We start from the raw sequence: 23,897 nt of genomic DNA on the forward strand, positions 1-23,897 counted from the left end.
GCCCCTGGCTCGGCACCTTCTGCCTCGTCGCCCTCTACGACAAAGCCCTCACCCCCACCGAGATCACCCAAAACTACGACGCAGGCTGCACCATTCCGACGGGACCCGACGTAACGGATCCGGTAATCGACCCTTCACAGGCATTCGCGGCCGCCGGCAACGCAGGCATCGGGACCCCGGTAGGCACGATCACCGCCTCCGACAACGTCGGTGTTGCCGGCTTCACCGTCACCGGCGGCAACGGCTCAACCGTGTTCGACGTCGCAGCAGACGGTGTGATCACCGTCGCCGGTCCACTCGACTTCTCTGCCAACCCGGTCTATGAACTCGTGGTGGTCGCCTCCGACGACGCCGGAAACACTTCCCTTCCCGAGACGGTGGCCATTCTCGGCGCGATTCCCTCCTGGACCCACTACTCCAGCGCCACCGGCGAGTTGCCCACGCCGTCGACGTCCTCTGCACAGACCGCCTCACTCGTGCTGGATGTCGACAAGGATGGTGACCTCGACTTCGTGATCGCCGGCCGCCCTCCGGGCCCTTCGCTGGTCTGGTTCGAGCGCAGTAGCACCGGCTGGACCGAGCACGTAATCGAAACTGGCGGACTCATGATCGAAGCCGGCGGTGCCTTCGCCGACATCGACGGTGACGGAGATCCGGACATTGTCATGGGAGGAGACGTACCCGACAGCCAGGTGTGGTGGTGGGAGAATCCCTACCCCGACTACACGTCGGGTGTGGGATGGACCAGACGCGTGCTGGCTTCCTCCAGTAGCTTCACCTACCTGCACGATCAGATCTTCGGTGATTTCGATGGTGACGGGGCTCTGGAGATGGCTTTCTGGGACCGAGGCGGCTCCGCCCTGCAACTGGCGGAAATCCCCGCCGACCCGCTCACCACTCAACCCTGGGTGCACACCCAGATCTACTCCTACTCCGGCACCACACGCTACGGGCTCGCCACGGCCGACATCGACCTCGACGGCAAGGTCGACATCGTCGGTGGCGGCATGTGGTTCAAGCACAACGGCGGTACCAGCTACACGCCCAATGTGATCGACCCAGTGCCCAACCTGCGGGTGGCCGTCGGCCAGCTGATCCCCGGAGGACGCCCCGAAGTCGTCACGGTGGAGCATCAGGGTGTAGGCCGTCTGCGCTGGCATCAGTGGGACGGCACCGCGTGGCAGGAATACACCCTCCTCGACAACCTCACCGATGTCCACACCCTCGACATCGGCGACATCAATGGAGACGGCTTCCTGGATATCTTCCTCGCGGAGATGCGCATCGACAGCGGAAACCCGGGGGCGCGCATGTGGGTACTCCTCGGTGACGGAACCGGGCGGTTTGCGACCACGATCGTCGCCACCGGCTTCGGTAATCATGAATCGAGACTGGGAGATCTCGACGCCGACGGCGATATCGACATTCTCGACAAGCCCTTCAACTGGGACACACCCCGTGTCGATCTGTGGCTCAACAGCGGCACCCCCGAGCTGAATATCCGACCCGTGGCCGATATCGTCACCAACACCACCACCGGGCTCGTGCCGCTCACGGTGGATTTCGACGGACGGGGATCCTCTGACGACGGAAGCATCGTCTCCTACGAATGGGACTTCGGGGACGGGAACTCCGCCGTCGGCGACCTGGTGACCCACACCTATACGGCTTCCGGCGACTTCACCGCCCAGTTGACCGTCACAGACGACCTCGGGGCTTCTTCGACCGCCACCGTCACCATCTCCGTCACCAGCCCCGACACCAACCCGCCGGTCATCTCCGGAATCGGTGCCATCACGACGATGAACTCGGCAACGGTCACATGGACCACCGACGAAGTTGCGACCAGCCGCCTGGAATGGGGCACCGCCACCGGCGTTTACACGCTCGGTTCTGCCGAGGATCTCACTCCCAAGACCTCCCACAGCCTGGATGCCATCGGCCTCGACCCCGCCACCACCTACCACTACCGGGTCATCTCCACCGACGGATCGGCCAACACTGCCACCTCCGGCGACCTCACCTTCACGACCGAGGCGGACTCCGCTCCGGTCATCGACATCTGGTATGGCGCCAACCAGCGCTTCGGGCATCTGGGCCGGCCGCAGGTGTGGGTCGACATCCTCGGCAACGTGCAGGATCCGGACGGTGTCGCCACCCTGACGTTCAGCCTCAACGGCGGTCCCGACCAGACCATGTCGATGGGACCCGACACCCGCCGCCTACTCATGCCCGGCGACTTCAACGCCCAGATAGCCACGTCCGACTTGAACTCGGGCGACAATACGGTCGTCATCACCGCGATCGACACGGGCGGCATCACCGCCACCGAGACGGTAACGGTGAACTGGACCCCCGGAGTGACGTGGGCGCTCCCCTACTCGATCGTGTGGTCCACCGCCTCCGTCATCCAGGATGTCGCTCAGGTCGTGGACGGCAAGTGGGAACTGAGCGCACAGGGAGTCCGGCCGCTGGAGCTCGGCTACGACCGGCTCATCGACATCGGCGACGTCACCTGGACCGACTATGAGATCACCGTGCCGGTCACCCTCAACGGGCTGGACACCAGCTACGACTGGTCCACGGGACCCAGCTACGGGCCGGCACTGGGAGTCCTGATGCGCTGGGACGGCCACGACGACTGGGACGGCAGCCAACCGACCTGGGGCTGGTACCCGATGGGTGCCTTCGGCATGCAGCGCTGGCGGGCCGGCGGAACCGAGTCGCTACAGATCATGGGCAATGAGGGAACGCTCGAAGCCGAGGACACGTCCCGCACGCTCACCATCGGTGAGACCTACATCTACAAGATGCGGGTCGAGTCCAACGCCGGGGGCGCGCTCTACAGCCTCAAGGTGTGGAACCAGTCACAAGCGGAGCCCGCCGGATGGGACCTCACCGACCAGGAGGCCCTCACGGATCCGCAGAACGGATCGGTGCTGCTGGTAGCCCATCACGTCGATGCCACGTTCGGCGACGTCACCATCACCGCCGTCGTCGATGTCGACCCCCCGGTGATCAGCGGCGTCACGGCGAGCACTACCGACATCTCGGCAACCGTCTCCTGGGCCACCGATGAAGCAGCTGCAAGCCGACTCGAGTGGGGTCCGGCCAGCGGCGATTACTCGCTGGGCTCCTCGCAGGATCCGACGCTGAAGACGGCGCATAGTCTTCAAGCGACCGGACTCGACCCCGACACGACATACCACTACCGGGTCATCTCCACCGACGGGTCGGCCAACACGGCCATCTCTCCCGACTACACCTTCACCACCCAATCGGCGGGTATCGACCCGTCAGGACTCGTCTCCGACGAGTTCAACGGAACCTCCCTCGACACATCCGTCTGGAGCACCTTCGACCCGCTCGGAGATGGCGGCATCACCGTGACCGGTGGACATTTGGAGCTGTCGGTGGGGGCCGGACCGGCTCACGACCCCTGGTCGGGCGGCAACACGACCGTTCGAGCCATGCAGGCCGCCAACGACACCGACTTCGAAGTGGTGGCGAAGTTCGACTCAACGGTCACGTCGACGTACCAGGGCCAAGGCATCCTGGTGGAAGAGTCGCCCACCCGGTTCCTGCGTTTCGACGTCTATTCGTACTCGGGAAGCGTGCACGTCTTCTCGGCGTTCATCGACGGCAGCAGCGTCACCACCCAGCTCGACACGGTGGTGCCGTTGAGCGCTCCCATGTGGTTCCGTGTCAATCGGACCGGACAGACCTGGACCTATTCCACATCAACGAATGGAACTGCCTGGACGCAGCGGGTGAGCTTCACACAGCCGATCACGGTTACCGCGGTCGGGGTGTTCGCAGGCAACTTCCCCGACGGCACCGCTCCCGCCCACACGGCGCTGGTGGACAGCTTCATCAACACCACCGGGACAGCGCCCTGACCGGCGGCGACGCGGACTCTCCACCCCCGTTCTCGTGACGGTTCGATGGGATTATTCCCGTGAAGCGTCACGAGAACGGGCGGTCGTCGATGGACCACGTCTAGTCTCAAACCTCACGCCCAGGAGTGTGCATGTCTCGACGGTCCGTCATCCTGCGTCTGTGCGCAGTCGCAGTCGTCTCCGCCGTTGCAGCCGGATGTGTCCGCACGAGCTCGGTCGGCAACACGACGGCCACCACCACGACCACTGCCCCGGCCACCACCACGACAACAGCGGCCCCTGCGCCGACGTCAACAACCGTCCCCCCGATCGGCGACCTCGTGGAAGGTCTGGCCGACCTGCCTTTCGCCGAGTTCCTCGAGACATCCTACGGGCGACTCATCTCCAGAGATCCGGAGTTCCTCACCTCCCTCGGTGTGGCAGATCGGTACGGGCTTGGCAACGATCGCCTCAACGACCTCTCGGACTCGTATGTCCGTCAGACGCAGAATCTGGAATCGGCGATCCTGGAACTGCTTCACGCCTATGACCGCGATGCCCTGTCGCCGGAAGAGCAAACCTCCTACGACGTGTACGAGTGGTACTTGGACGAGTTGGTACGCGGACACGAGTTCATGTACCACGACTACCCGGTCCACTACTTCCTCACCAGCTACAACGACAACCTGCTCCGTCTCTTCACCGAAGATCAGCCCATGGCGACAAAAGGCGACGCCGAGGACTACATCTCCCGGCTGAAGCAGATCCACACGCAGGTCGGCCAGCTCCTCGAAGGCCTCGAGATCCGCCGGGATCTGGGCGTCGTTCCGCCGCGTTTCATCCTTCTCAGAACCCTTCGAACCCTGAGAAACGATCTTGGTTCCAGCTCACCAACCCTCGAATCCATCCGCGCCGACACCCTTCCACTGTTCACGGTGTTTCGAGACAAGATCGAGAAGATAGACGAGCTCGACGCCACCGACCACGACCGTCTCCTGACCGAGGCGCGCACGGCGGTGGCCGAGTCGTTCGTGCCCGCATGGCTCGCCCTCATCGATCATCTCAACTCGATCGAGCCGCTCACCACCAACGACGCCGGTGTGTGGCGGCTTCCCGATGGCGACGCCTACTACGCGTACCTGCTTCGTAATCAGACCTCCACGGACCTGAGCCCAGAGGAGATCCATCAGATCGGTCTCGAAGCCGTGGAGCGTGTCCGCACCGAGATGCGGGCGGTCTTCGACGATCTCGGCTATCCCCAAGACGTCGGCCTCGGCCCGCTGCGAAAGCGGGCGGCAGAGGAAGCCGGCTTCCTGAGCGGCAGTACCGCGGACGGTCGCCGGCAGGTCCTGGAAACGTTCGAGGCACTCATCGACGAGGCCGAACGCCGGAGTCCCAAGTACTTCGACCTCCTTCCGAAAGCTGAGGTGATCGTCGTCCCCGAGCAGGTCGGCGCAGGTGGCTTCTACATGCCGGCATCTGTCGACGGGATCCGCCCAGGGGTCTTTCATGCGGGCGTGACCGGCGGTCGGATCCCCACCTACACCATGCCGACGATCACATACCATGAGACCGTGCCCGGCCACCACCTGCAGATAGCCCTCGCCCAAGAACTCGATCTGCCGTCGTTCCGCCGCTACTACCAGTACAACGCGTACGCTGAGGGCTGGGCCCTCTACGCCGAAAAGCTCGCCTCGGAGATGGGTCTGTATGAGGACGACCCGTACGGAGATATCGGTCGCCTCGAGCTGGAGCTGCTGCGAGCGGTCCGCCTCGTGACCGACACGGGCATCCATTCGATGGGATGGACGAGGCAGAAAGCCCAGGGCTACATGAACCGTTACGTTCCGACCTGGGCTCATGAAGTCGAGCGCTATGTGGTCGTTCCTGCGCAGGCGACCGGCTACATGATCGGCCAGCAGGAGATACTCCGCCTGCGCGAGAAGGCGGCCGATGCTCTCGGTGACGATTTTGACATCGCCGAGTTCCACGATGTCGTGCTCGGTGGTGGCAGCATCCCTCTGGATGTTCTCGAGCGCCGCATCGACGAGTACATCGCCGGCAAGGCCCGCTGACAGCCTTGCACCAACCCACCTTGCCGTTCTCGTGACGGTTCGATGGGATTATTCCCGTGAAGCGTCACGAGAACGGGGGTGGTTGGCACCATTGCGCTCAATCATCGAGGGCATCCTCGAGGTGAACTGCGGCGACATCAATCATCGGGGTGATCGGATGCCGATAATGCCGGAACACCATCCGCGTGTCTACGCGCCCGAGCAGGTCGGCCGACACTTCGGGGGCGACTCCTGTCGCAGAGAGGACCGAGGTTGTGGCATGACGAAGATCCTACGGAGTCACACGACCCTCAATCCCCGCCGACCCAGCTGTGATAACCGGGGCGTTGTCCCCGGCGGGAACCGGCCACTACGCTCCGTCCACTGATGAAGGCAGCAGTTCGCACCAGGTACGGCCCGCCGGAAGTCGTGCAGCTCGAGGAAGTCGACAGACCGACGGCCGGAGACGACGAGCTACTGATCAAGGTTGGTGCTACCACCGTCAACCGGACGGACTGCGGCTACCGCGCAGGTGCCCCGTTCCTCATCAGGTTCTTCAGCGGGCTCCGGCACCCGAAGGTCGCCATCCTCGGAACCGAATTTGCCGGAGAAGTCGTGGCGGTAGGCACAGACGTCACCTCCTACAGGTTGGGTGACAGGGTGTGTGGCTACTGCGAGGGCACATTCGGCGCTCACGCCGAATACATGACCATCCAAGCCGAGCGCTTGATTGCGCGCATCCCCACAGACTCGACGTTCGAGGAGGCTGCTCCCAGCACCGAAGGCTCTCACTACGCGCTGGGCATGCTGCGGAGCGCAGAAGTCCGAAATGGACACGACGTCCTCATCTACGGCGCAACCGGAGCCATCGGCTCGGCGGCGGTCCAGATCGCCAAGAGCCTCGGCGCCACTGTGACCGCGGTCTGTGGCACTGCCCACGTAGCCCAGGTCGAGAGCTTGGGCGCAGACAGGGTCATCGACTACCAGACCACAGACTTCACACAGGATGAGCAGAGGTACGACCTGGTCATCGATGCGGTCGGCAAGAGCTCCTTCCGTCGATGCCGGCGCCTGCTGAAACCCCGCGGGATCTACATCTCATCGGATGTCGGGATCCTCTGGCACGGCCCGATCCTGGCGCTCATCACGCCCCTGTTCCGCGGCAGGAAGCTCATGTTCATTGTTCCGCGTCGCGACCCCGAGGGAATCACCTACCTCAAACGGCTCATCGAATCGGGAGAGTTCAAGCCGGTGATCGACAGGCGGTATCCGCTGGACCAGATCGTCGATGCATATCAGTACGTCGAGACGGGCCAGAAGATCGGCAATGTCGTGATCACCGTCTAGCGAGAATCCGATGAACGGGGTCTCACACCGGCCGATCCTGCGATCTGTCGCACGCTGTCGGAGAAGCGCTGCGCGGCCGGGATCGGGAGGCCGCCGACGCCCCCCGAGGCGGCCCGGGCCCGATCTGTCGAGAATCCTCCGCGAACTCTGACCGGATCCGCGGTCGTTTCGATCGGGCCCTGAGCGCAAGAGATCGAGCCGCGCCCCATGCTTGTACGCTTCTGCAGACTCCCCAGGGTCCGGCGTTGTTCCTCACTTGCGCCCACATTCAGGTGACTACTGCATTGACCTCCGCAAATGATAGATATTGCAGTAGTAAGTGCAGATAGATACTTCATTTTCCCCCAATAATGAGGTATTATGCAGCTATGGCCCGGTCTAGCACGCTTCGTCGCCTTGCAGAACTCGCCGAGGATCAGTGGGGTCTCGTCACCCGCCGACAGGCCGAAAAGGCCGGCGTGCCGCGATCCACGTTCGACCGTCTGGCGGCGGACGGGTCGATCCTCGAACGAGTGGCCCACGGGGTGTACCACCTCGCGGGAGCTCCCCTGCCGGATCATGTAGCGCTGCGTGCTGCCTGGCTCCAGCTCGCCCCTGACGTCCCGGCGTGGGACCGCACTTCAGACCAAGGAGTCGTGTCGCACCGCTCCGCCTCGGCGCTGTACGGGCTCGGGCATCTCCCGGCGGACATCCATGAGTTCACACTGCCTTCGAGACGACAGACGCGGAGGGCCGACGTCCGGCTCCATCAGCGTCCGGTCGCCAGGCACGATTGGACCGAGCTTCGCGGCCTTCCGGTCACCAGGCCGTCTCGCATCGCCGTCGACCTCCTGAGGGACCGCGAGGACCCCGAAGCGGTAGCCACCGTGATCGCCGATGCCATCAGAGGCGGCCACGAATACCCCGGTACGTTCGCCGAGGCGCTTGCTCCTCTCGCCGCCCGGTTCGGTCTCCGACGCGGTGACGGGCCCGCACTCCTCCGCTGGCTGCTCGACCTCGTCGGAGATCCCGACACGGCACAGTGGATCCACGAGGCGAGATCCGACATCACCGAAAAGAGACACTCCGGGTCTCCGCCGGCATCACCCGCTGCCAGGACCCTGTGATGGCCGCCAATCGATCGTACGGCAGCCCGGCCGCGTTTCGCCGTGCCTTGACTGACAAGCTGCGCGACATAGCGAAGTCCAGCCCCTGGTCGCTACCGCAGCTCCAGCGGCAGATCGCTTACGACCGGTTGCTCGAACGGCTGTACCTCGTCGACGACGGCTGGATCGTGAAAGGCGCAACCGCACTCCTGGCCCGCGACCTCGGCGTGCGGGGAACGATCGATGTCGACCTCTACCGATCCGCTGCCCTCGAGGTGGCCGAAGCCGAGTTGCGACAGGCAGTGACCCAGGACATCGGAGACTGGTTCCGGTTCGAGATCGGAGCGAGGCATACGCTCTCGGGCGGCGCGGAAGGTGTCCGCCTGCCGGTCACGGCCTCGATCGGCACGACGGACTGGTGCAGCTTTCGTGTCGACATTGTTGGACCCGAGATCCGCCTCACCGGACAGCCCGAATGGGTGCCGGCGCTCGCCCGTGTTGCGATACCGGGCCTCGAACAGCACGGCTATGTCGTCTATCCGCTCGTCGATCACATCGCCGACAAGGTGGCTGCCATCCTGCAGACCTACGGCACTGGACACGTCCCGTCGACCAGATACAAGGATCTCGTAGACCTCGTCGCCATCCTCTCGGAGGCATCGGTCGAGGCTGAACAGCAATACATCGCGCTTCGTTCGGAGGCCGACCGGCGCGGCATCGACCTGCCGAATGCCTTCTCCGTTCCCGATCGTGACCTCTGGGAAAGGGGCTACGCGGCGGAGGCCGGCCGATCGTTGCTGGACACAGCACTCACTCTGGACGAGGCACTCGCCATCGTGACACCGTTCCTCGACCCACTCTTCCACGACACCGCCACGGGCACGTGGGACCCGAAGGGTGGTAGCTGGAAGTAGAGCGGCACGGCGATCCATGTTCCGGAGCGCGTGTTACGTGAACTCGAGCGCCGGCCGTAGGTCTGGCATGCGGCGGTGTCGCGGCGTGCTGCGTTCCTAGCATGGCCCCAACGTGGGGACATGCAACGTCCCGAAGGGAACGGTGGTTACCGATGGCCGCAAGCGAGGACGTTGTCCGAGTCTCCCTGGACGGACGCGAGTTCACCTGTAACTACCTCGGTCCAGAGGCCCCATACGAGCCGGCGGCAGTAACCAGTGCCGCTGTCGTTCCGCTCCTGCCTGACGGCAGGATCGTGGCTGCCGCACTCGATCGTGGAATCGACCTTCCCGGCGGACATGTCGTCGTCGAGGATGCATCGGTCGAGGCAACCGTACGAAGAGAGGCACTCGAGGAAGCGGGAATCGAGTTGGGGCCACTCGCGCTGGCTTCGGTGATCGAATCGGATTACTTCGGACCTTCTCGTCTCACCTACATGCTGAACTACGTCGGCATGGTCGTCGGCTTCCGTCCCGTGAGCACGGAGCACGAGTCCTCAGGGCGTCGAATCGTTTCGATCGAGGAGTTCCTGAACGAGTACCGCGGTGACTCACACGGCATGCGGATCATTCTGCAACGAGCGCTTGCTTTAGCCCCACACGCCGGGATCGATCGAAAGGGGTGAACTGGCACACCGCAGATCGGCCTGCATTCCACGACCTCCATGCCCACGCGGCCCCCTTCATCACCGCCGGAGAGGACCCCTGCGTGATTTCCCAACGTCTCGGGTACGCCTCGATCCGGACCACCTACGGCGTCTACGGACACCTCTTCGAATGCCCGGATAGAGAAAAAGCCGTTGCCCTGGATGCAACCCGGGCGCGACTACTCCCGCAATCCTCCACCACGAGATCGCGTTCTCCGGCGTACTCGTCGGTGCGCTCGGCGCGAACCTGGCAGGTCTTAGGCCGTCACAGCGACCTGACTGTGGAGGCGGTCGGCCACCATCTCGACAACCGCCTCCGGCTCGAATCCGAGCTGCGCGGCCGTGGTCATCAGACGATCGATGGCGTCGCTCATGAGGCGCTCTGCCGACGGGAGCGCCACCGGCGGCGAGGACACATACGAGCCGTGCCGCCCCCGGGTGATGATCCAGCCCGCCTGCTCCAGTTCGCGGTACGCGCGGGCCACCGTGTTGGGTGCCACCCCGAGATCCCGGGCCAGTTGCCGCACCGGCGGGAGCCGGTGCCCCTGGGACAACACGCCCGAGGCTGCCATGACGGCGATCTGCCTCCGGATCTGTTCAAAGGGAGGCGTGGGATCGTGTTGATCGATCGCGATGATCACAAGATCTCCGCCTCCGACCGCCCGCGCGCTGACGCCGGATGGGGCGACGCGAGATCAGCCATAGCTCCAAAAACCACAAAGCCGAGCGCTGGCCCGACGACGGTCAGACCGACACCGAAGACCAGGTCCCTCCACGTGGAATCGTTCGGGTAGGTGAGCAGCGGCAACGCCGCCACCAGCGTGATCGCCGACAGGAACGTCGCGGCCGTCGTTGCCCCAGCAATCGCTCGAACCGATGTCGAGCGACGCGCCTCTTCCAGCCACAGCTCGGCCTTGTCGACGCCGCGCAGCGGTCTCCGCATGATGAACATGATGCCGACCCAACCAACGAACGCGATCGTCACCGTCGCGATCCAGATGATCCAATCCGCCGGCGGTTCGAGGGGTGTCACTGCGTGATCGATATCGCCAAGCTTGCCGAACCAGGCCACGGCCAGGCCAACGACGAGCGCGGCAGCACTGAGCAATGACCCCCAGCGAGGAATCGCATCTGTCGGCCGACGCCAGATGAGCTGTGCCCCACCGCTCAGGGGCCGTGGCCGGAGAAGCTCTCCCACCACTGCTCCCAACAGGTAGCCGACGACCACGACAACCCACTGCAATCCCCCAGAGAACCAGTCGGTCCGCGCGTTTCCCGTGATGACAGGCCCGATGCCGGCCACCAACCACCCGACAACGAATCCCGCGCTGCGCCATGATCTGGTCCATCGGACATACTCGATCGCCGCCGGAACGAGCCTCTCGATAGGCACGATCCCGCAGGCGGCGAGCCACTGCTCGGCTTGTTTCCTCCCGGTACTCCTGACCCGCCACACGGCGATCCCCACCGGCAGCACCACCCACACCAGCACATACACCCAGAAACCTGGCCATCTCAGGCCGTCGATCGGACTCCACATATTGTATTAATGTATCAGATCATCAATGCAATCGCAACAACGACCGACCTGCGGTTCCGGCGCCCCCTCCTTGCAGTTCGAGGCTCCTGAACGGACTGTCGCGGGTTTTCCGAGACTCTGGCGAAAGGGTTGGAGAGACCTCGAGGACAAAGATCCGCCCGAGCGTGGGTCTGTGCGGCAGCCCAATCCGCAGGCTGCTTCGGTCACTATGGTGGCGTGGTGAGCATTCGAGACGCAGGTAGCGCCGACGTCAATGCGATCGTGGACTTGGCAGCGCGCAAGCGTGCACAGTACGCCGAGTACAACCCCGCCTTCCACAAACCGGCGGCCGATGCCCGTGAGAAGCATGCTCCCTTCATCGCCAACCTGATCGAGTCCGAGGAAGTGATCTCCCTCGTCTACGACGATGGCAACGAAGCCACCGGCTTCGCCATCGGAATGCTCGTCGACCCGCCTCCTGTCTACGACCCCGGCGGCAAGACCTGCTTGGTGGACGACTTCATGGTGAACAAAGCCGACGCGTGGCCGTCCGTCGGACGTGCCCTGCTGGACGCGATCACCGAGATGGCACGAGCCCGGGGCGCTACACAGATCGTCGTGACTTGCGGCCCGAACGACACACCCAAACGGACCATGCTCGCCTCCGCCGACTGTACGGTCGTGACCGAGTGGCTCACCAAGCCTCTCTGAGCCGAGAACGGTTCGAGGACCCGTACGTCGTCTCCCAGCGCCTCGGACATGCCTCGATCCACACGACCTACGACGTCTCCGTGCGCGTGCCCACGGGCCAGGATCGGGAGGCCGCCAATGCCCTCAAGACGGCTCGAACCTCCCGTTCTCGTGACGCTTCGATGGGATTATTCCCGTGAAGCGTCACGAGAACGGGGGTGGTGGAGCTGAGGGGATTTGAACCCCTGACCCCTTGCATGCCATGCAAGTGCTCTGCCGAGCTGAGCTACAGCCCCAAGTGCGGACGTGGAGTGTACCAGGACGTGCTCAAGCTTCGGTCGGCGCGGGCTCCCATTCCACGCGGGGCGCATCGCCCCAGAGCCGCTCGAGGCTGAAGTACTCACGGGTCGCCGGTTGGAACAGATGGACGACCACATCCCCATAGTCGAGAAGCACCCACTCTGCTTCCTTGCGCCCTTCTCTGCGCAACGGACGCCGACCCTCGTCCTGCAACCTGAACTCGACCTCGTCGGCAAGGCTCTGCACATGACGGTTGGACGTGCCTGAAGCGATCACGAACACGTCGGTGATCCACAGGAGCTTGGAGACATCGAGAAGGACGACGTCGATACCTTTCTTGGCGTCGATCACTTGCGCGACGAGGCGGGCAAGCTGTCGACTGTCATTCCTAGGCTCGATGATCGCTCATACCTCCTCTGCGGGAATGTCCTGCCCCACAATGATAGTGAGATCCACAACTCCACTGGGTTGACGAACCTCGACGACGACCTCTCCCCTTCCCAGCACCTTTCTGGCATCGAGAGCGGCCTGCTGATGCTCCCGTCCCTGCGCGATGATCCGAGTCTCGGCATAGGTGCTCTTGTCGGCGTTGTCGGTGCGAACGATTCGGAACCCGTGGCGGATGAGCGCCGCCGCCACCGGACGGGTCGTGCCTATCCGGCCGTTCCCATTGAGCACTTCCACACGAGGTCGGGTCTTTGCAGTGAACTGCAGGTACGCGAAACGCCCGGAGGCGAAAGCGGCGGCCGCGTCTCCGCCGATCTGGTACATCTCCGAGTCACCCCCTGCACGCTCGATACGTTCGACCGGCACGGCTGTCAGTTGCAGTTCCTTCGACTGGACGGCGCCGAGCAGCGCCTGACGCGCCAAGGCCGGGTCACCGAGAACACGGCTGACCAACTGATCGACCAGAGCCGGCTGCGAGGCCATCCGGGAAAAGATCGCTCTCCAGACCGACCCTTGACGATCGAGCCATTCGAGCTGGGTTCCCGTCCCCTGCTCCGTGAGGATCCGTTCGACATCATCCTGTGATCGAAGGGCCGACCCGACATCCATCGCGACGACTTCGCCCGAGCCGACCTCGACCACGAGCGGCGATGTCAGGTCGACGTCGAGGCCCGATCCCAGGAGCGCGGTGAGTTCCCCCGCTGTGATCTGCACGCTCCCGTCCACCCGGACACCCAGCAGATTCGATACGGTCAACTCGGGAAGATTCGCCGCACCGAACCGGGTCGAGTCGCTGATCTGCCGATCGCCGAAACCGGGAAGTACGGTCAGCAGGCCCGGAGGGAAGAGCGCGATCAACGCTCCGTCCGGATCCGCGCCGATCAGCGCCAGGGACACTGCCCTGCCGCCATCGCCCGTCACGGCGATGAGCACCGACGCTCCCGACGCCGGCGGGGGGGCCTCACCTGCGGGACCCGCCGTGGGCCGAGAGATGACGATAAGTGAGACGGCGACCGCCGCAGCGATCAGGATGACGGCGCCGAGAGAAGCGAACAGGATCCTTCTGCGCGCCTCGCCGCGCACAGCCCTCCGGGCCGCACGGTTCAGCTCCCTGGGAGATGCCTGATCTTCCAGCAGTCCGCTCCTACGTCGCCTGCCTCCCCCCACGCGCACGACCAGCCCGCGAGCACGGCGCAGTTTGCGATGATCACCCATACAGACCTTGCCGGTTGATGTACTGCCAGACGTTCTCGCGAACCATGAAGCGGATCGAGAGACCGGAACCCGCACGCTCCCGAAGCATGGTCCCGCTCACATCGAGCGTGGGCATATCCAGCCAGGTGAAAGACCGGGGTACCACACGTTCGATGTCCTCCCTCGAGGTGCCCGGCCTTGGTGCGACGGCAAGATCGGCTCGTTCGAGCACCTCCTCCCAACGATGCCACGTCGTGATTCCTTGCGCGGCATCCGAGCCGAGGATGAGGAACAGCTCTTCATCATCGGGAAACTCGGTGAGGGTCTCGAACGTGTAGGTCCAGCCACTCCTACGGACTTCGCGGTCGTCGGCTTCGAAGTAGGAGACACCTTCGACCGCGAGCCGGGTCATCTCCCAGCGATCTTCCGGTGACGTCATCGAGTCACCGGCCTTCTGCCACGGGTGGCCGGCCGGAAGGAAAGTGACGACATCCAGTTCGAGATCGCGATAGGCGACCTCGCCCGCGACGAGATGCGCTATATGAGGAGGATCGAATGTCCCGCCAAGCAAGCCCCTACGCACGACCGAAAGCATAGGCGACAGAACAGACGATGGTGCACGTGTTACCGATCGAGCGGCACCAGACGCAAGCTACCCCTGCTGCACGACAACACCAGTGCCGGATCGATGTAGCGAGTCCCAACCCTCGCGGAGAGATGAAGAGCACCGACGCCATGATCCGTCCCGCTCTCCCCCAGCACATCCCCTGCGTGCAGTCGGTCCCCTGGTGCGACGGTGATTGCGAGAAGATACGAATACGACGTGCGAAGGGAACCGCCGTGGAAGATGGTCACGGTGCGAACTCCGGCCACCACATTCGCGAAGGTCACGGTCCCATCCGCCACCGCACGAACCGCGCTGCCCCTCTCCATGGCCAAGTCGACGCCCCAATGACCCGCGTAGGAACCGACGGGCGCGAACGTGCGAACGACCCGACCGACGGGCGAGGCGATCGCATCCCCGCACGGAACGCCGGGCACGGCGCCGGCGAGAACGATGACACCCACCAACAGGCTTCGCAGCATGGAGCACCTCTTCGCTCCCTCCCGTGCGACCACGAGGTAAACGGTACGTGTCGGAGCCGGTGAAGGGAAGGGGGACGATGTCGAGTCTCAGGCGACGACCGTGGAGACTGCCGAGGGATGCATGGCACGCATCTCGACGGCCGTGCATCGCCCTTCGGCGCAGTGCGCGATTGCGCTTTGTTACTTGAGAGCCACGACGCTCGCCCCGCGACACTGCACCGATGCCGGTCGCGATGCGAAGTACGAAATACGAAGTACCGAATACGAGATGCAACACGCACAGCCACGAATCAACGGACGGGCGTCACTCGGCAGACAGCTCCCGAGCGCTCAGACGACGTGGCCGACGGACTGTTCGGCAACGATTCGGAGGATCTCTTGGCGCAGTTCGTCCGGCTGGAACGGCTTGGTGATGAAACCGTCGGCACCGCTTTCGTCTGCACGCCGACGAGACTCCTCCTCTGCATGAGCCGTGAGCACCAACACCGGAAGTGACCGAGTCCTCGGATCGGAACGAAGCCGATCGAGGACCTCCCAACCGTCCATCTCGGGAAGACCGATGTCCAAGACCATGAGATCCGGACTCTCACTCAGCGCAGCCTCGAGAGCGCCGGGCCCATCCTCTCGCATCACGACCTCGAGATCGGCCGGGCGGAGGCACACCTCGATGAGGCGACGGATCACCGCCGAATCTTCGACGACCAGCACGCGGCGACTCACGTTGACACTCCTTCTTGAAGTCTTGCACCGTTCATCGGCAGCAGCCGTACGACCCTTAACGGGTTTCATTGCTCGCCGGCGTCCAAGCCGGCGTCCAGGCCGGGGTCCGGGCCGACGTCGCGCGCTGCCGGTATCTCGTATTCGGCGCTTCGTATCGTGACGAGCATCGGTGTGAAACCGCGGGGCGAGCGTCGCGGCTCTGGTGGTGACGGCAAACCCGCAGCTGGAAACCGATGACTAGTTCGTCACCTGCTCCACGAACCTTCCGAGCTGTCGAAGCGTCCTCACCTCGAATGCCCGGCTGAACGGCTCGTAGACCCTCATGACCGAGTCCCCCGTGTTCCAATACGCTCTCGGCTCCGGATTCAGCCAGTACACCGAGCGCGCCGATGCGGCAATGTCGGCGAGCAGGTCGGGCCTCGGATCCCGGTAGTTCGTGCGAGCATCGCCCGCAACGATCACCGTCGACCTGGAGGTCACCTCACTGCCGTATCGCTCCCAGAAGATCTCCAGGGAATGCCCATAATCGGAGTGACCGTCGAACCACAGCACCTCGGCCTCTTCGTGCAGGCGTGACACGGCATCCTCGAAGTCGACACCCGGAGAGAAGAACCCCGTCACCTCATCGAGACCGTCGATGAACGCGAAGGAACGGAGACGTGAGAACTGCGCCGCCATCGCATACACGAACTGCAGCGTGAAGCGTGCGAATGTGGCCATCGATCCGCTGATGTCGGACAACAGCATGATGTCGGGCCGGGAGGGCTTCCGGACACGAAACTTGGGCTCCAGCGGCACCCCGCCCGTGGACAGCGATCGACGCACCGTCCGACGGAAATCGAGCCGGCCGACGCGACCTCTCTTTCGTCGCTCTGCCAACCGGGCTGCGAGCTTGCGGGTGAGTGGATGCAGTGCCCTCTCGATGCCCTGCAACTCATCGCGCGTTGCGTGCATGAGATCCCTGTCCTCGAGCGGTGTCACCCGCAGGGTGATCGCAACGGCTTCTCTTCCTCGATCGGCGACCAGGCGGCGCCGCACCTCAGCCTGCACCTGTTCACGGAACTCGCCCACCCGAGCCTGAAGGGCCTCTCGCAACAACCGCTCCTCGATGGCGGTCAACCCTCGCTCTCCAGCATTCTCGACAAGACGTTCGACGGCCCCGTCGAGGTCGAAGGGGCGAAGCGCCCGGTACAGATAGTACGTCCCACCGACCGGCCTGCCTGCTTCCATCCCTGCGAAACGACGAACCGCGTACTGTGCAAGGGCACGCAACAGAGCAGCGTCGCCGCTGTCGAGAGCGGCCGTCAACGCATCCATGAGGCTCCCGCCGCCTGCTCCCGACGGGGCACCCGGCGGAGTCTCGTGTTCGGGCTCGGTTTCTTCCGGTGTTGCACGATCGAGAGCGAAGTAGGTCTCGAATGCGGTCTCGAACGCCCCGTAGTGACGGAAGTTCTTCACCAGCGTGGCGCTGAGCGCGGTCTTCAGTGCACCCCGATCGACGAGGTCGATCTGGCGAATTGCCTCCATCGAATCGATGGCCTCGACCATCGAGACGGGGACACCCGCGGCGCGCAGCTCCTGGATGAAGCCGGTGAGCACGTCGAGGAACATCAGCCTTCCGCGTCGGATCGGAAGTCGTCCGTCACCTTCTCGATGTCGGTCTGGTACTTCAACAGCACATGGAGCGTGTCTCGCACGATCGCATTGTCGAGGGTTCGAACTCCCAGAGCGAGCAAGGTCCGGGCCCAGTCGAGAGACTCCGAGATCGACGGCGGCTTGCGAACCTGGATGCTCCGAATGCTGTGCACCAGCCTGGACACCTGATCGGCAAGGTAAGCCGGCAGTTCGGGTACGCGGGCCAGCAGGATCTCTTTCTCACGCTCGACGGACGGGTAGTCGATATGCAGGAAGAGGCACCGCCGTTTCAACGCCTCGGAGAGTTCTCGGGTGTTGTTGGAAGTCAGCACGACCATCGGCTGGGTACGAGCGGTGATCGTCCCGAGTTCCGGGATCGACACCTGGAACTCGGAGAGCACCTCGAGGAGCAGCGCCTCGGTCTCGACTTCCACACGATCGATCTCGTCGATGAGCAATACAACAGGTTCTGGAGACCGAATCGCCTCCAGCAGAGGTCTCGTCAGCAGGAATTCCTCAGAGAAGATGTCGCCTTCGATTTCCTCCCAGGCCTTGTTCTCCCCCGCCTGGATCCGCAGCAGCTGCTTCTTGTAGTTCCACTCGTAGAGTGCCTTCGATTCGTCGAGCCCCTCGTAACACTGCAGGCGGATCAGCGCCCTCCCCGAAGCCGCGGCGAGCGCCTTGGCCAGTTCGGTCTTGCCGACACCGGCAGGGCCCTCGACCAGAATCGGTTTGTCCAGACGATCGGCGAGAAAGACGACCTGGGCGATCCGATCATCGGCAAGGTAGTTCTGGCGCCGGAGCGCCTCCTTGACTTCTGCCGCGTCACCGAGTCCGCTCGGTCCGTCGGTCATCGTGTCTCCTCCAGGGCTCCCGGCGAGTGTACCGGCCGCGCCGGCCCACAACGCCGTGCCTGGAGCCGGACAACCTATCATTGCTCCGGCATGAGAATCGTGATTGCAGGCAGCGGCCGTGTTGGAGGGGATCTCGCCCACGCGTTCGCCGACAAAGGCCATGACGTGTCGGTCGTCGACGTGGACAAGTCCGCCCTCGAACTGCTCGGCTCCACGTTCAACGGCTCGGTCCACCACGGCTTGGCGTACGACGTGCAAACCTTGCGAGAGGCGGGCATCGAATACGCCGACGCGTTCATCGCCGTCACCAATTCCGACAACGCCAACCTCATGTCCGTACAACTGGCGAAACAGGTCTTCATGGTCCCGACGACCATTGCCCGCCTCGACGATCTATTCCGGGAACCTGCCTATCAGGAACTCGACATCGACTACGTTCCGGCGTCTCGCCTCGTCTCTCGGGTGATGTTCAAGAAGGTCATCGAAAAGGAGTTCGACTTCCACCTGACCTTTGAGACCGGAGAGGTCGAGATTGTCGACATACACCTGGGCAAGCGAGCCGACGGCATGTCGGTTGCCGAGTTCGAGGTGACGGGACGTCTCAGGGTTGCCGCCGTCCGCCGGGGGGACACGACGCTCATCCCCCAGGATGATTTTCTGCTGCGCCAGGGAGATCTCCTGACGGCGGCCGCACGTCAGGGAGTCGGCCACAAGCTGCACAGGTACCTCGAGGAGGTCGACCGATGAGAGCCATCGTGGTCGGAGGGGGAAAAGTCGGCGGGTATCTCGGCAAGGCCCTCAGGAAAGAGGGGCACACGGTCACCGTGGTCGAACGGAGCAAGCCGAAAGGTCAGCGACTCGGGGATACGTCCAATGTTCTCGTCATCATCGGTGACGGCACGGAAGTCCAGGTACTCAACAAGGCGAATGCCGCACGAGCCGACTGGGTCGTCGCTGTCACAGGCAAAGACGAGGACAATCTCGTCGCTTGTCAGCTTGCCAAGACTTTGGGTGCAAAGCATGTCATCGCACGGCTGAACGACCCGACGAATGCCCCCACGTTCGCGGCGCTCAGGGTTCCTGTCGTTGCCGTGACCGACATGATCGTGCAGGTCATCTCTCGAGAGGTACAGCTCGAGGTCGAGAAGCTGGAAAGGGTAACGCTCCTCGCACGAGGTGAACTCAGCCTCGTCGAGGTCGACATCCCCGATGGAACTCCGATCCGGCCCGTGAGCAAGGCAGCCCTGCCGCCCAAGACCGTCCTCGTGGCCTTGCTTCGTGAGGACGAGGTGTTCATTCCCCACGGTGCCACAGAGCTGCGGCCCGGAGACAGGGTGCTGGCCGTCACGACGCTTCCCGAGGAAGACGAACTCCGAGAAGCTCTCGGCGCGGGGTCGGACCAGTGACATTCCGTCCGAGGCCTGCGGTGGTTCGAAGGGTGTATGAGAACGTCACCGGAGCGCTGGCGACACTCGCCATCGAGTTTGGCGTTGCCGTGCTTCTCTTCGCGATGTCCTTGATAACCGCAGCCGTGATCATCGCACTCTTTCGCTGATGCTGTTGCGACCAACCCAGGACGACCTGAAACTCATCGGCTACAACGTCGCCCGGATGCTGCTCATCTCGGCTGTCGCCGGACTGATCCCTCTCGCCTGGGCACTGGCCGCCCGTGAGTGGGCTCCGGCGGCGGATTTCCTCGTGATGGTTGGTCTGTACGCGGTACTCGGTGCCCTCGGACTCATTCTGCGCCCACAGAAGGACCGCTTGGACTGGAGCCACGGGATGGTCGTCGTGGCACTGATCTGGTTGATCGTTCCCATCGTCGGAGCCGTCCCGCTGGCACTGTCGGGCCACTTCGCCGGCTGGCTGGATGCCTTCTTCGACGCCATGAGCGGTATCACGACCACAGGGCTGACCCTCGTCCAGGACCTCGATCACATGGCATCCTCGATGGTCATCTGGAGACACGTCCTCCACTTCCTGGGCGGCCAGGGAATCATCATCGCGGCGCTCAGTCTCTTCTCGGGAGCAGGCACCGCAACCCTCTACTACGGGGAAGCCAGGGACGACCAGATCTTCCCTTCCGTACGCTCCACGGCCAGGTTCATCTGGCTCGTCTCCATCCTGAACGGCGTGGCGGGCATCGCCGCCCTCTCACTCGTCGCGTACCTGGACCTCGGGTTCGGGGCGCTCCGGTCCTTCTATCACGGTGCGACGATCTTCATGGCAGCGTTCGACACCGGCGGTTTTGCTCCACAGAGCACCAGCATCGCCTACTACCACTCGGCACCGTTCGAAATGGTCGTGGCCGTGCTCATGGTCGCCGGAGCGATGAGCTTTGGGGTCCACTTCGCACTGTGGCGTCGCAGGTCGGTGCTCGGCAACCTCGAGACGAAGACGATCCTGCTCACGTTCGCAGGGACGCTGATCATCACACAGATCGGACTCGCGATGGCAGGCACCTACCGCAGCATTGCCGGACTCGGGCGCCAGAGCTTCTTCCAAGTGCTTTCCGCGCACACGGGTACCGGCTTCTCGACGGTCCCCTCCAAGGAACTGGCCATGTGGGGTGGGTTGGCATTCGGAGGAATGACGATCGCGATGGCCCTCGGAGGAATGGCCTCGTCGACGGCCGGCGGAGTCAAGTCGCTTCGGGTCGGCCTGGTACTGCGCTCCATCGGAGCACAGGTCAAACAGGTGCTGTTGCCCGAGGGAGCCGTGATCTCTCACCGCTTCTGGCAGAACGGCCCCAGGACCCTCACCGACAATCTCAAACAGGCCGTCATGGCCATCTCCTTGCTCTATGTGGCCCTGTACATCTTGGGTGCCGGCATCGCGCTCGCAGTCGGCATCCCTCTCCAGCAAGCACTGTTCGAATCGGTGAGCGCGGCGGCGAACGTCGGCCTTTCGGTCGGTGTCACGACTCCCTCCATGCCCGCGGCACTCAAACTGACCTACGCCTTCCAGATGTGGGCCGGCCGGCTCGAGTTCATCGCAATCTTCGCCCTCATCGGATTCGCATGGTCGCTGGTGAGAGGGAAATGATGCGCACGTTCGCTCTCCTGCTCATCGTCGCCCTGCTGCTGCTCGTCGCCTCTCCCGCCCTGGCGGCCACGGCCACCGTGAGCGGCGCGCAGCTGATCGCAAACCCCGCAGCCTTCGACGGGAAACAGGTCACGATCTCCGGAGAGCTCATCGGTGACTACGGCTTCCGAGATGACGGCACCGTCTGGGCACAACTCAATGACGACGCATACGCCCTCTCGCCGTTGCGTGCCGGTGGAAGCCTGCGCGGGGCGAACACCGGTATCGGCATCCACGCAGACAAGGCGTTCTTCGTCTCGCTCGATCCGCCAGGACGGTACAACCGAGTCGGTCCGATCGTGAGTGCCACGGGCACATGGCGCTACCACGATCCCGGTCGGGGTGGAGAGAGCTACCTGGAGGTCGAGTCCCTCGAGGTCGTCAAGCAGGGGTACCCTGTCGGCGAGAACACCCGGCCCGCCGTGGTGGTCGTCGGCCTCCTGCTGGCGATCGCCGCCGCGGCTCTGCTCGTCTTCGGCGCCGCGGTCAGAGCCAAGGAGTAGCAGGCGGCACCGGTCGTCTTCGTGTGCCCGATCAGGGCTCGTACCGAAGCCGGCCGCCGTGGTCGCCCCGCGATCCCTCATCGACGTCACGTTCGATACGAGATGACGAAGGACGGCATACGCGTGTGACGTGATCCGCCGTCCCTTGACGCCCCGGCGTCGCTCGGCGGGTTCCTACTCGTCTTCGAACTCGAAAACCAGGTCGCCGATCCGCACGTCGTCCCCCGACTTCGCACCCGCATCTCGAAGTGCATCGTCGACGCCGAGACGCCTGAGGCGCTTCGCAGCGAGATCGGCCGCCTCCGGAATGGTCAAATCGTGAAACCCGATGGCACGCTCGGCATCCCTTCCGTCCACGATCCAGACCCCTTCCTCTCTTCGCACGGTGAAACCGGGCCCGATCGGACGGTGCAGCTCATAGCCTTCCCGATCTTCACCCACGTGCGCCGCGTGCTCGATCTCGTCGGCGATGGCGTGAAGCAAGGTCGGAATCCCCTCGCCGGTCACGGCCGAGATCGCGAACGGTGAGACGTCGAAAGCGGCCAGCGCCTCCCGGCTCTCGGGGAGATCGATCTTGTTCATGACGACGAGCCTGGGGCGCCGGGCCAGGTCCGCCGAGTAACTGGTCAGCTCACGGATCAGGATCTCCAACTGCTCCTCCGCCGACACCGGTTGCAGCGCGGACGGGTCGAGCAGCAACACGAGCACACGGGATCGCTCGACATGCCGCAAGAACTCATGACCGAGGCCCTTGCCGTCCGACGCTCCTTCGATCAGACCCGGAATGTCGGCGAGCACGAACTCGCGATCGTCGACGGACACGACACCGAGGTTTGGCTGAAGTGTCGTAAATGGATAGTCGGCGATCTTCGGCCGTGCTGCCGACACGACCGAGATGAGTGTGCTCTTGCCCGCGTTGGGAAAACCCACGAGCGCGGCGTCCGCGACGAGCTTCAGCTCGAACTCGAGCCACGCCTCCTCGCCGTATTCCCCCTGTTCACAGTAGGTGGGAGCGCGATGTGCAGGATCGACGAGTGCCGCATTTCCCCTGCCGCCCCTTCCGCCCTCCAGGACGACGACTTCTTGGCCGTCTTGCACGAGGTCGGCGAGCAGTGTGCCGTGTTGATCTCTGACGGTCGTACCACAGGGAACCAGGAGTACGAGGTCTTCGCCTCGTCTTCCCGCTCGCAGATCGCCCTGACCGTGGGTACCGTCGCCGGCCCGATGATGAGGATGCCTCCGGTACACGAGCAGTGTCGCCACCGATTCGTCCGCCCTGAGGATGACGTTGCCGCCGGCGCCCCCAGAGCCACCGATGGCGCGACCACGCGGCTTGCCTCGCATCCTTTGGAAACTGACGACGCCTGCACCCCCGTCGCCGGCACGAACGCGAACCCGAACTCTGTCGATGAACACGGGTTCCTCCCCTTCAGTCGGTGAGGATGTGGACCAGTCTCCGCCCGTTCCGCCGACCGTATTTTACGATACCGTCCGCCGTCGCGAACAGTGTGTCGTCACCACCGCGTCCAACGTTGTCGCCGGGATGAATTCGAGTCCCGCGCTGCCGCACGATGATGGCACCCGCAGACACTACCTGTCCATCAAAGACCTTCGGTCCGAGTCGTTGGGCGGCCGAATCCCGACCGTTCTTCGACGACCCTCCTGCTTTCGTCTTGGACATGTCACTTCTCCTCTGGCGGGGCCGTCTCGGCCTTCTTCGCCTCGTCGGCCTTCTTCGCCTCGTCGGCCTTGGCCGTCTTCTCGGGTGTCTCGATCCCGGTAACCTCCGCCGCCGTCTCGGACGTCTCGATCCCGGTGACCTCCGCCGCCGTCTCGGGCGTCTTCGCCTCGTCGGCCTTCTTCGCCTCGTCGGCCTTGGCCGTCTTCTCGGGTGTCTCGATCCC

Annotated in this window: 24 protein-coding genes and 1 tRNA gene; 12 read left to right on the top strand and 13 right to left on the bottom strand. The window is 63.9% G+C overall.

Going from position 1 to position 23,897, the window contains the following annotated elements:
- The 6 genes from GXP34_11530 to GXP34_11555 form a co-directional block, all read left to right on the top strand.
- A partial coding sequence (locus tag GXP34_11530; protein ID NOY56602.1) for a PKD domain-containing protein occupies positions 1-3,899 on the top strand: 3,899 nt, incomplete at its 5' end.
- Between the two features lie 131 nt (positions 3,900-4,030).
- Positions 4,031-5,953 (top strand): DUF885 domain-containing protein, encoded by a 1,923-nt coding sequence (locus GXP34_11535; protein ID NOY56603.1) that lies wholly within the window; start codon positions 4,031-4,033, stop codon positions 5,951-5,953.
- A gap of 366 nt (positions 5,954-6,319) precedes the next feature.
- Complete coding sequence (locus GXP34_11540) at positions 6,320-7,279, top strand: NAD(P)-dependent alcohol dehydrogenase (protein ID NOY56604.1); 960 nt, start codon at positions 6,320-6,322, stop codon at positions 7,277-7,279.
- A gap of 368 nt (positions 7,280-7,647) precedes the next feature.
- Positions 7,648-8,385 (top strand): hypothetical protein, encoded by a 738-nt coding sequence (locus tag GXP34_11545; GenBank protein NOY56605.1) that lies wholly within the window; start codon positions 7,648-7,650, stop codon positions 8,383-8,385.
- Positions 8,385-9,278: a nucleotidyl transferase AbiEii/AbiGii toxin family protein gene (locus GXP34_11550; GenBank protein NOY56606.1), complete on the top strand. Its 894-nt coding sequence runs from the start codon at positions 8,385-8,387 to the stop codon at positions 9,276-9,278. The genes GXP34_11545 and GXP34_11550 overlap by 1 nt, the downstream gene beginning before the upstream one ends.
- 152 nt (positions 9,279-9,430) lie before the next feature.
- On the top strand, positions 9,431-9,940 hold the full coding sequence (locus GXP34_11555) for an NUDIX domain-containing protein (GenBank protein NOY56607.1): 510 nt from the start codon (positions 9,431-9,433) through the stop codon (positions 9,938-9,940).
- 278 nt (positions 9,941-10,218) lie between these two features.
- Here GXP34_11555 and GXP34_11560 read toward each other — a convergent pair whose 3' ends face one another.
- The gene (locus tag GXP34_11560; GenBank protein NOY56608.1) at positions 10,219-10,533 is read right to left on the bottom strand and encodes a GntR family transcriptional regulator; all 315 of its coding nucleotides are present in this window, start codon (positions 10,531-10,533) and stop codon (positions 10,219-10,221) included.
- Positions 10,534-10,598: 65 nt separating this feature from the next.
- Positions 10,599-11,501 (bottom strand): hypothetical protein, encoded by a 903-nt coding sequence (locus GXP34_11565; GenBank protein ID NOY56609.1) that lies wholly within the window; start codon positions 11,499-11,501, stop codon positions 10,599-10,601.
- 219 nt (positions 11,502-11,720) lie between these two features.
- Here GXP34_11565 and GXP34_11570 point away from each other — a divergent pair, with 219 nt between their 5' ends.
- On the top strand, positions 11,721-12,191 hold the full coding sequence (locus tag GXP34_11570) for a GNAT family N-acetyltransferase (protein ID NOY56610.1): 471 nt from the start codon (positions 11,721-11,723) through the stop codon (positions 12,189-12,191).
- Positions 12,170-12,370 (top strand): hypothetical protein, encoded by a 201-nt coding sequence (locus tag GXP34_11575; GenBank protein ID NOY56611.1) that lies wholly within the window; start codon positions 12,170-12,172, stop codon positions 12,368-12,370. Before GXP34_11570 ends, GXP34_11575 begins: the two co-directional genes overlap by 22 nt.
- Positions 12,371-12,389: 19 nt before the next feature.
- Here GXP34_11575 and GXP34_11580 read toward each other — a convergent pair.
- The 8 genes from GXP34_11580 to GXP34_11615 all read right to left on the bottom strand — a co-directional run bounded on the left by GXP34_11580 (position 12,390) and on the right by GXP34_11615 (position 18,406).
- A tRNA-Ala gene (locus tag GXP34_11580) sits at positions 12,390-12,466 on the bottom strand.
- 31 nt (positions 12,467-12,497) lie between these two features.
- Positions 12,498-12,869: a ribosome silencing factor gene (rsfS, locus tag GXP34_11585; protein ID NOY56612.1), complete on the bottom strand. Its 372-nt coding sequence runs from the start codon at positions 12,867-12,869 to the stop codon at positions 12,498-12,500.
- Positions 12,870-12,875: 6 nt separating this feature from the next.
- Positions 12,876-14,132, bottom strand: coding sequence for a LytR C-terminal domain-containing protein (locus GXP34_11590; GenBank protein NOY56613.1), 1,257 nt, complete (start codon positions 14,130-14,132; stop codon positions 12,876-12,878).
- Positions 14,125-14,694 carry a nicotinate (nicotinamide) nucleotide adenylyltransferase gene (nadD, locus tag GXP34_11595; GenBank protein NOY56614.1) on the bottom strand — a complete coding sequence of 190 codons (570 nt, stop codon included), beginning with the start codon at positions 14,692-14,694 and terminating at the stop codon, positions 14,125-14,127. The genes GXP34_11590 and nadD overlap by 8 nt, the downstream gene beginning before the upstream one ends.
- 41 nt (positions 14,695-14,735) lie before the next feature.
- On the bottom strand, positions 14,736-15,197 hold the full coding sequence (locus GXP34_11600; protein NOY56615.1) for a M23 family metallopeptidase: 462 nt from the start codon (positions 15,195-15,197) through the stop codon (positions 14,736-14,738).
- A 330-nt stretch (positions 15,198-15,527) separates the two neighbouring features.
- On the bottom strand, positions 15,528-15,917 hold the full coding sequence (locus GXP34_11605; protein ID NOY56616.1) for a response regulator: 390 nt from the start codon (positions 15,915-15,917) through the stop codon (positions 15,528-15,530).
- Between the two features lie 237 nt (positions 15,918-16,154).
- Complete coding sequence (locus tag GXP34_11610) at positions 16,155-17,528, bottom strand: VWA domain-containing protein (protein ID NOY56617.1); 1,374 nt, start codon at positions 17,526-17,528, stop codon at positions 16,155-16,157.
- Entirely contained in the window at positions 17,528-18,406 is an 879-nt protein-coding gene (locus GXP34_11615; GenBank protein NOY56618.1) for a MoxR family ATPase, read from the bottom strand. Before GXP34_11615 ends, GXP34_11610 begins: the two co-directional genes overlap by 1 nt.
- A gap of 90 nt (positions 18,407-18,496) precedes the next feature.
- Here GXP34_11615 and GXP34_11620 point away from each other — a divergent pair, with 90 nt between their 5' ends.
- From GXP34_11620 to GXP34_11635, 4 genes are all read left to right on the top strand, one after another.
- On the top strand, positions 18,497-19,153 hold the full coding sequence (locus GXP34_11620; protein ID NOY56619.1) for a hypothetical protein: 657 nt from the start codon (positions 18,497-18,499) through the stop codon (positions 19,151-19,153).
- Entirely contained in the window at positions 19,150-19,812 is a 663-nt protein-coding gene (locus tag GXP34_11625; protein ID NOY56620.1) for a TrkA family potassium uptake protein, read from the top strand. Before GXP34_11620 ends, GXP34_11625 begins: the two co-directional genes overlap by 4 nt.
- A gap of 148 nt (positions 19,813-19,960) precedes the next feature.
- Complete coding sequence (locus GXP34_11630; protein NOY56621.1) at positions 19,961-21,451, top strand: TrkH family potassium uptake protein; 1,491 nt, start codon at positions 19,961-19,963, stop codon at positions 21,449-21,451.
- Positions 21,448-21,993, top strand: a complete 546-nt coding sequence (locus GXP34_11635) for a hypothetical protein (protein NOY56622.1) — start codon at positions 21,448-21,450, stop codon at positions 21,991-21,993. Before GXP34_11630 ends, GXP34_11635 begins: the two co-directional genes overlap by 4 nt.
- Before the next feature lie 174 nt (positions 21,994-22,167).
- Here GXP34_11635 and obgE read toward each other — a convergent pair whose 3' ends face one another.
- From obgE to GXP34_11650, 3 genes are all read right to left on the bottom strand, one after another.
- Complete coding sequence (gene obgE, locus GXP34_11640) at positions 22,168-23,409, bottom strand: GTPase ObgE (GenBank protein NOY56623.1); 1,242 nt, start codon at positions 23,407-23,409, stop codon at positions 22,168-22,170.
- Between the two features lie 13 nt (positions 23,410-23,422).
- Complete coding sequence (gene rpmA, locus GXP34_11645) at positions 23,423-23,674, bottom strand: 50S ribosomal protein L27 (protein NOY56624.1); 252 nt, start codon at positions 23,672-23,674, stop codon at positions 23,423-23,425.
- 1 nt (position 23,675) lies between these two features.
- Positions 23,676-23,897: transferrin-binding protein (locus GXP34_11650; protein NOY56625.1), on the bottom strand; the 222-nt coding region annotated here is incomplete at its 5' end.

The sequence above is a fragment of the Actinomycetota bacterium genome (genome assembly GCA_013152275.1).
Taxonomy (GTDB): Bacteria; Actinomycetota; Acidimicrobiia; order Spongiisociales; family UBA4744; genus BMS3Bbin01.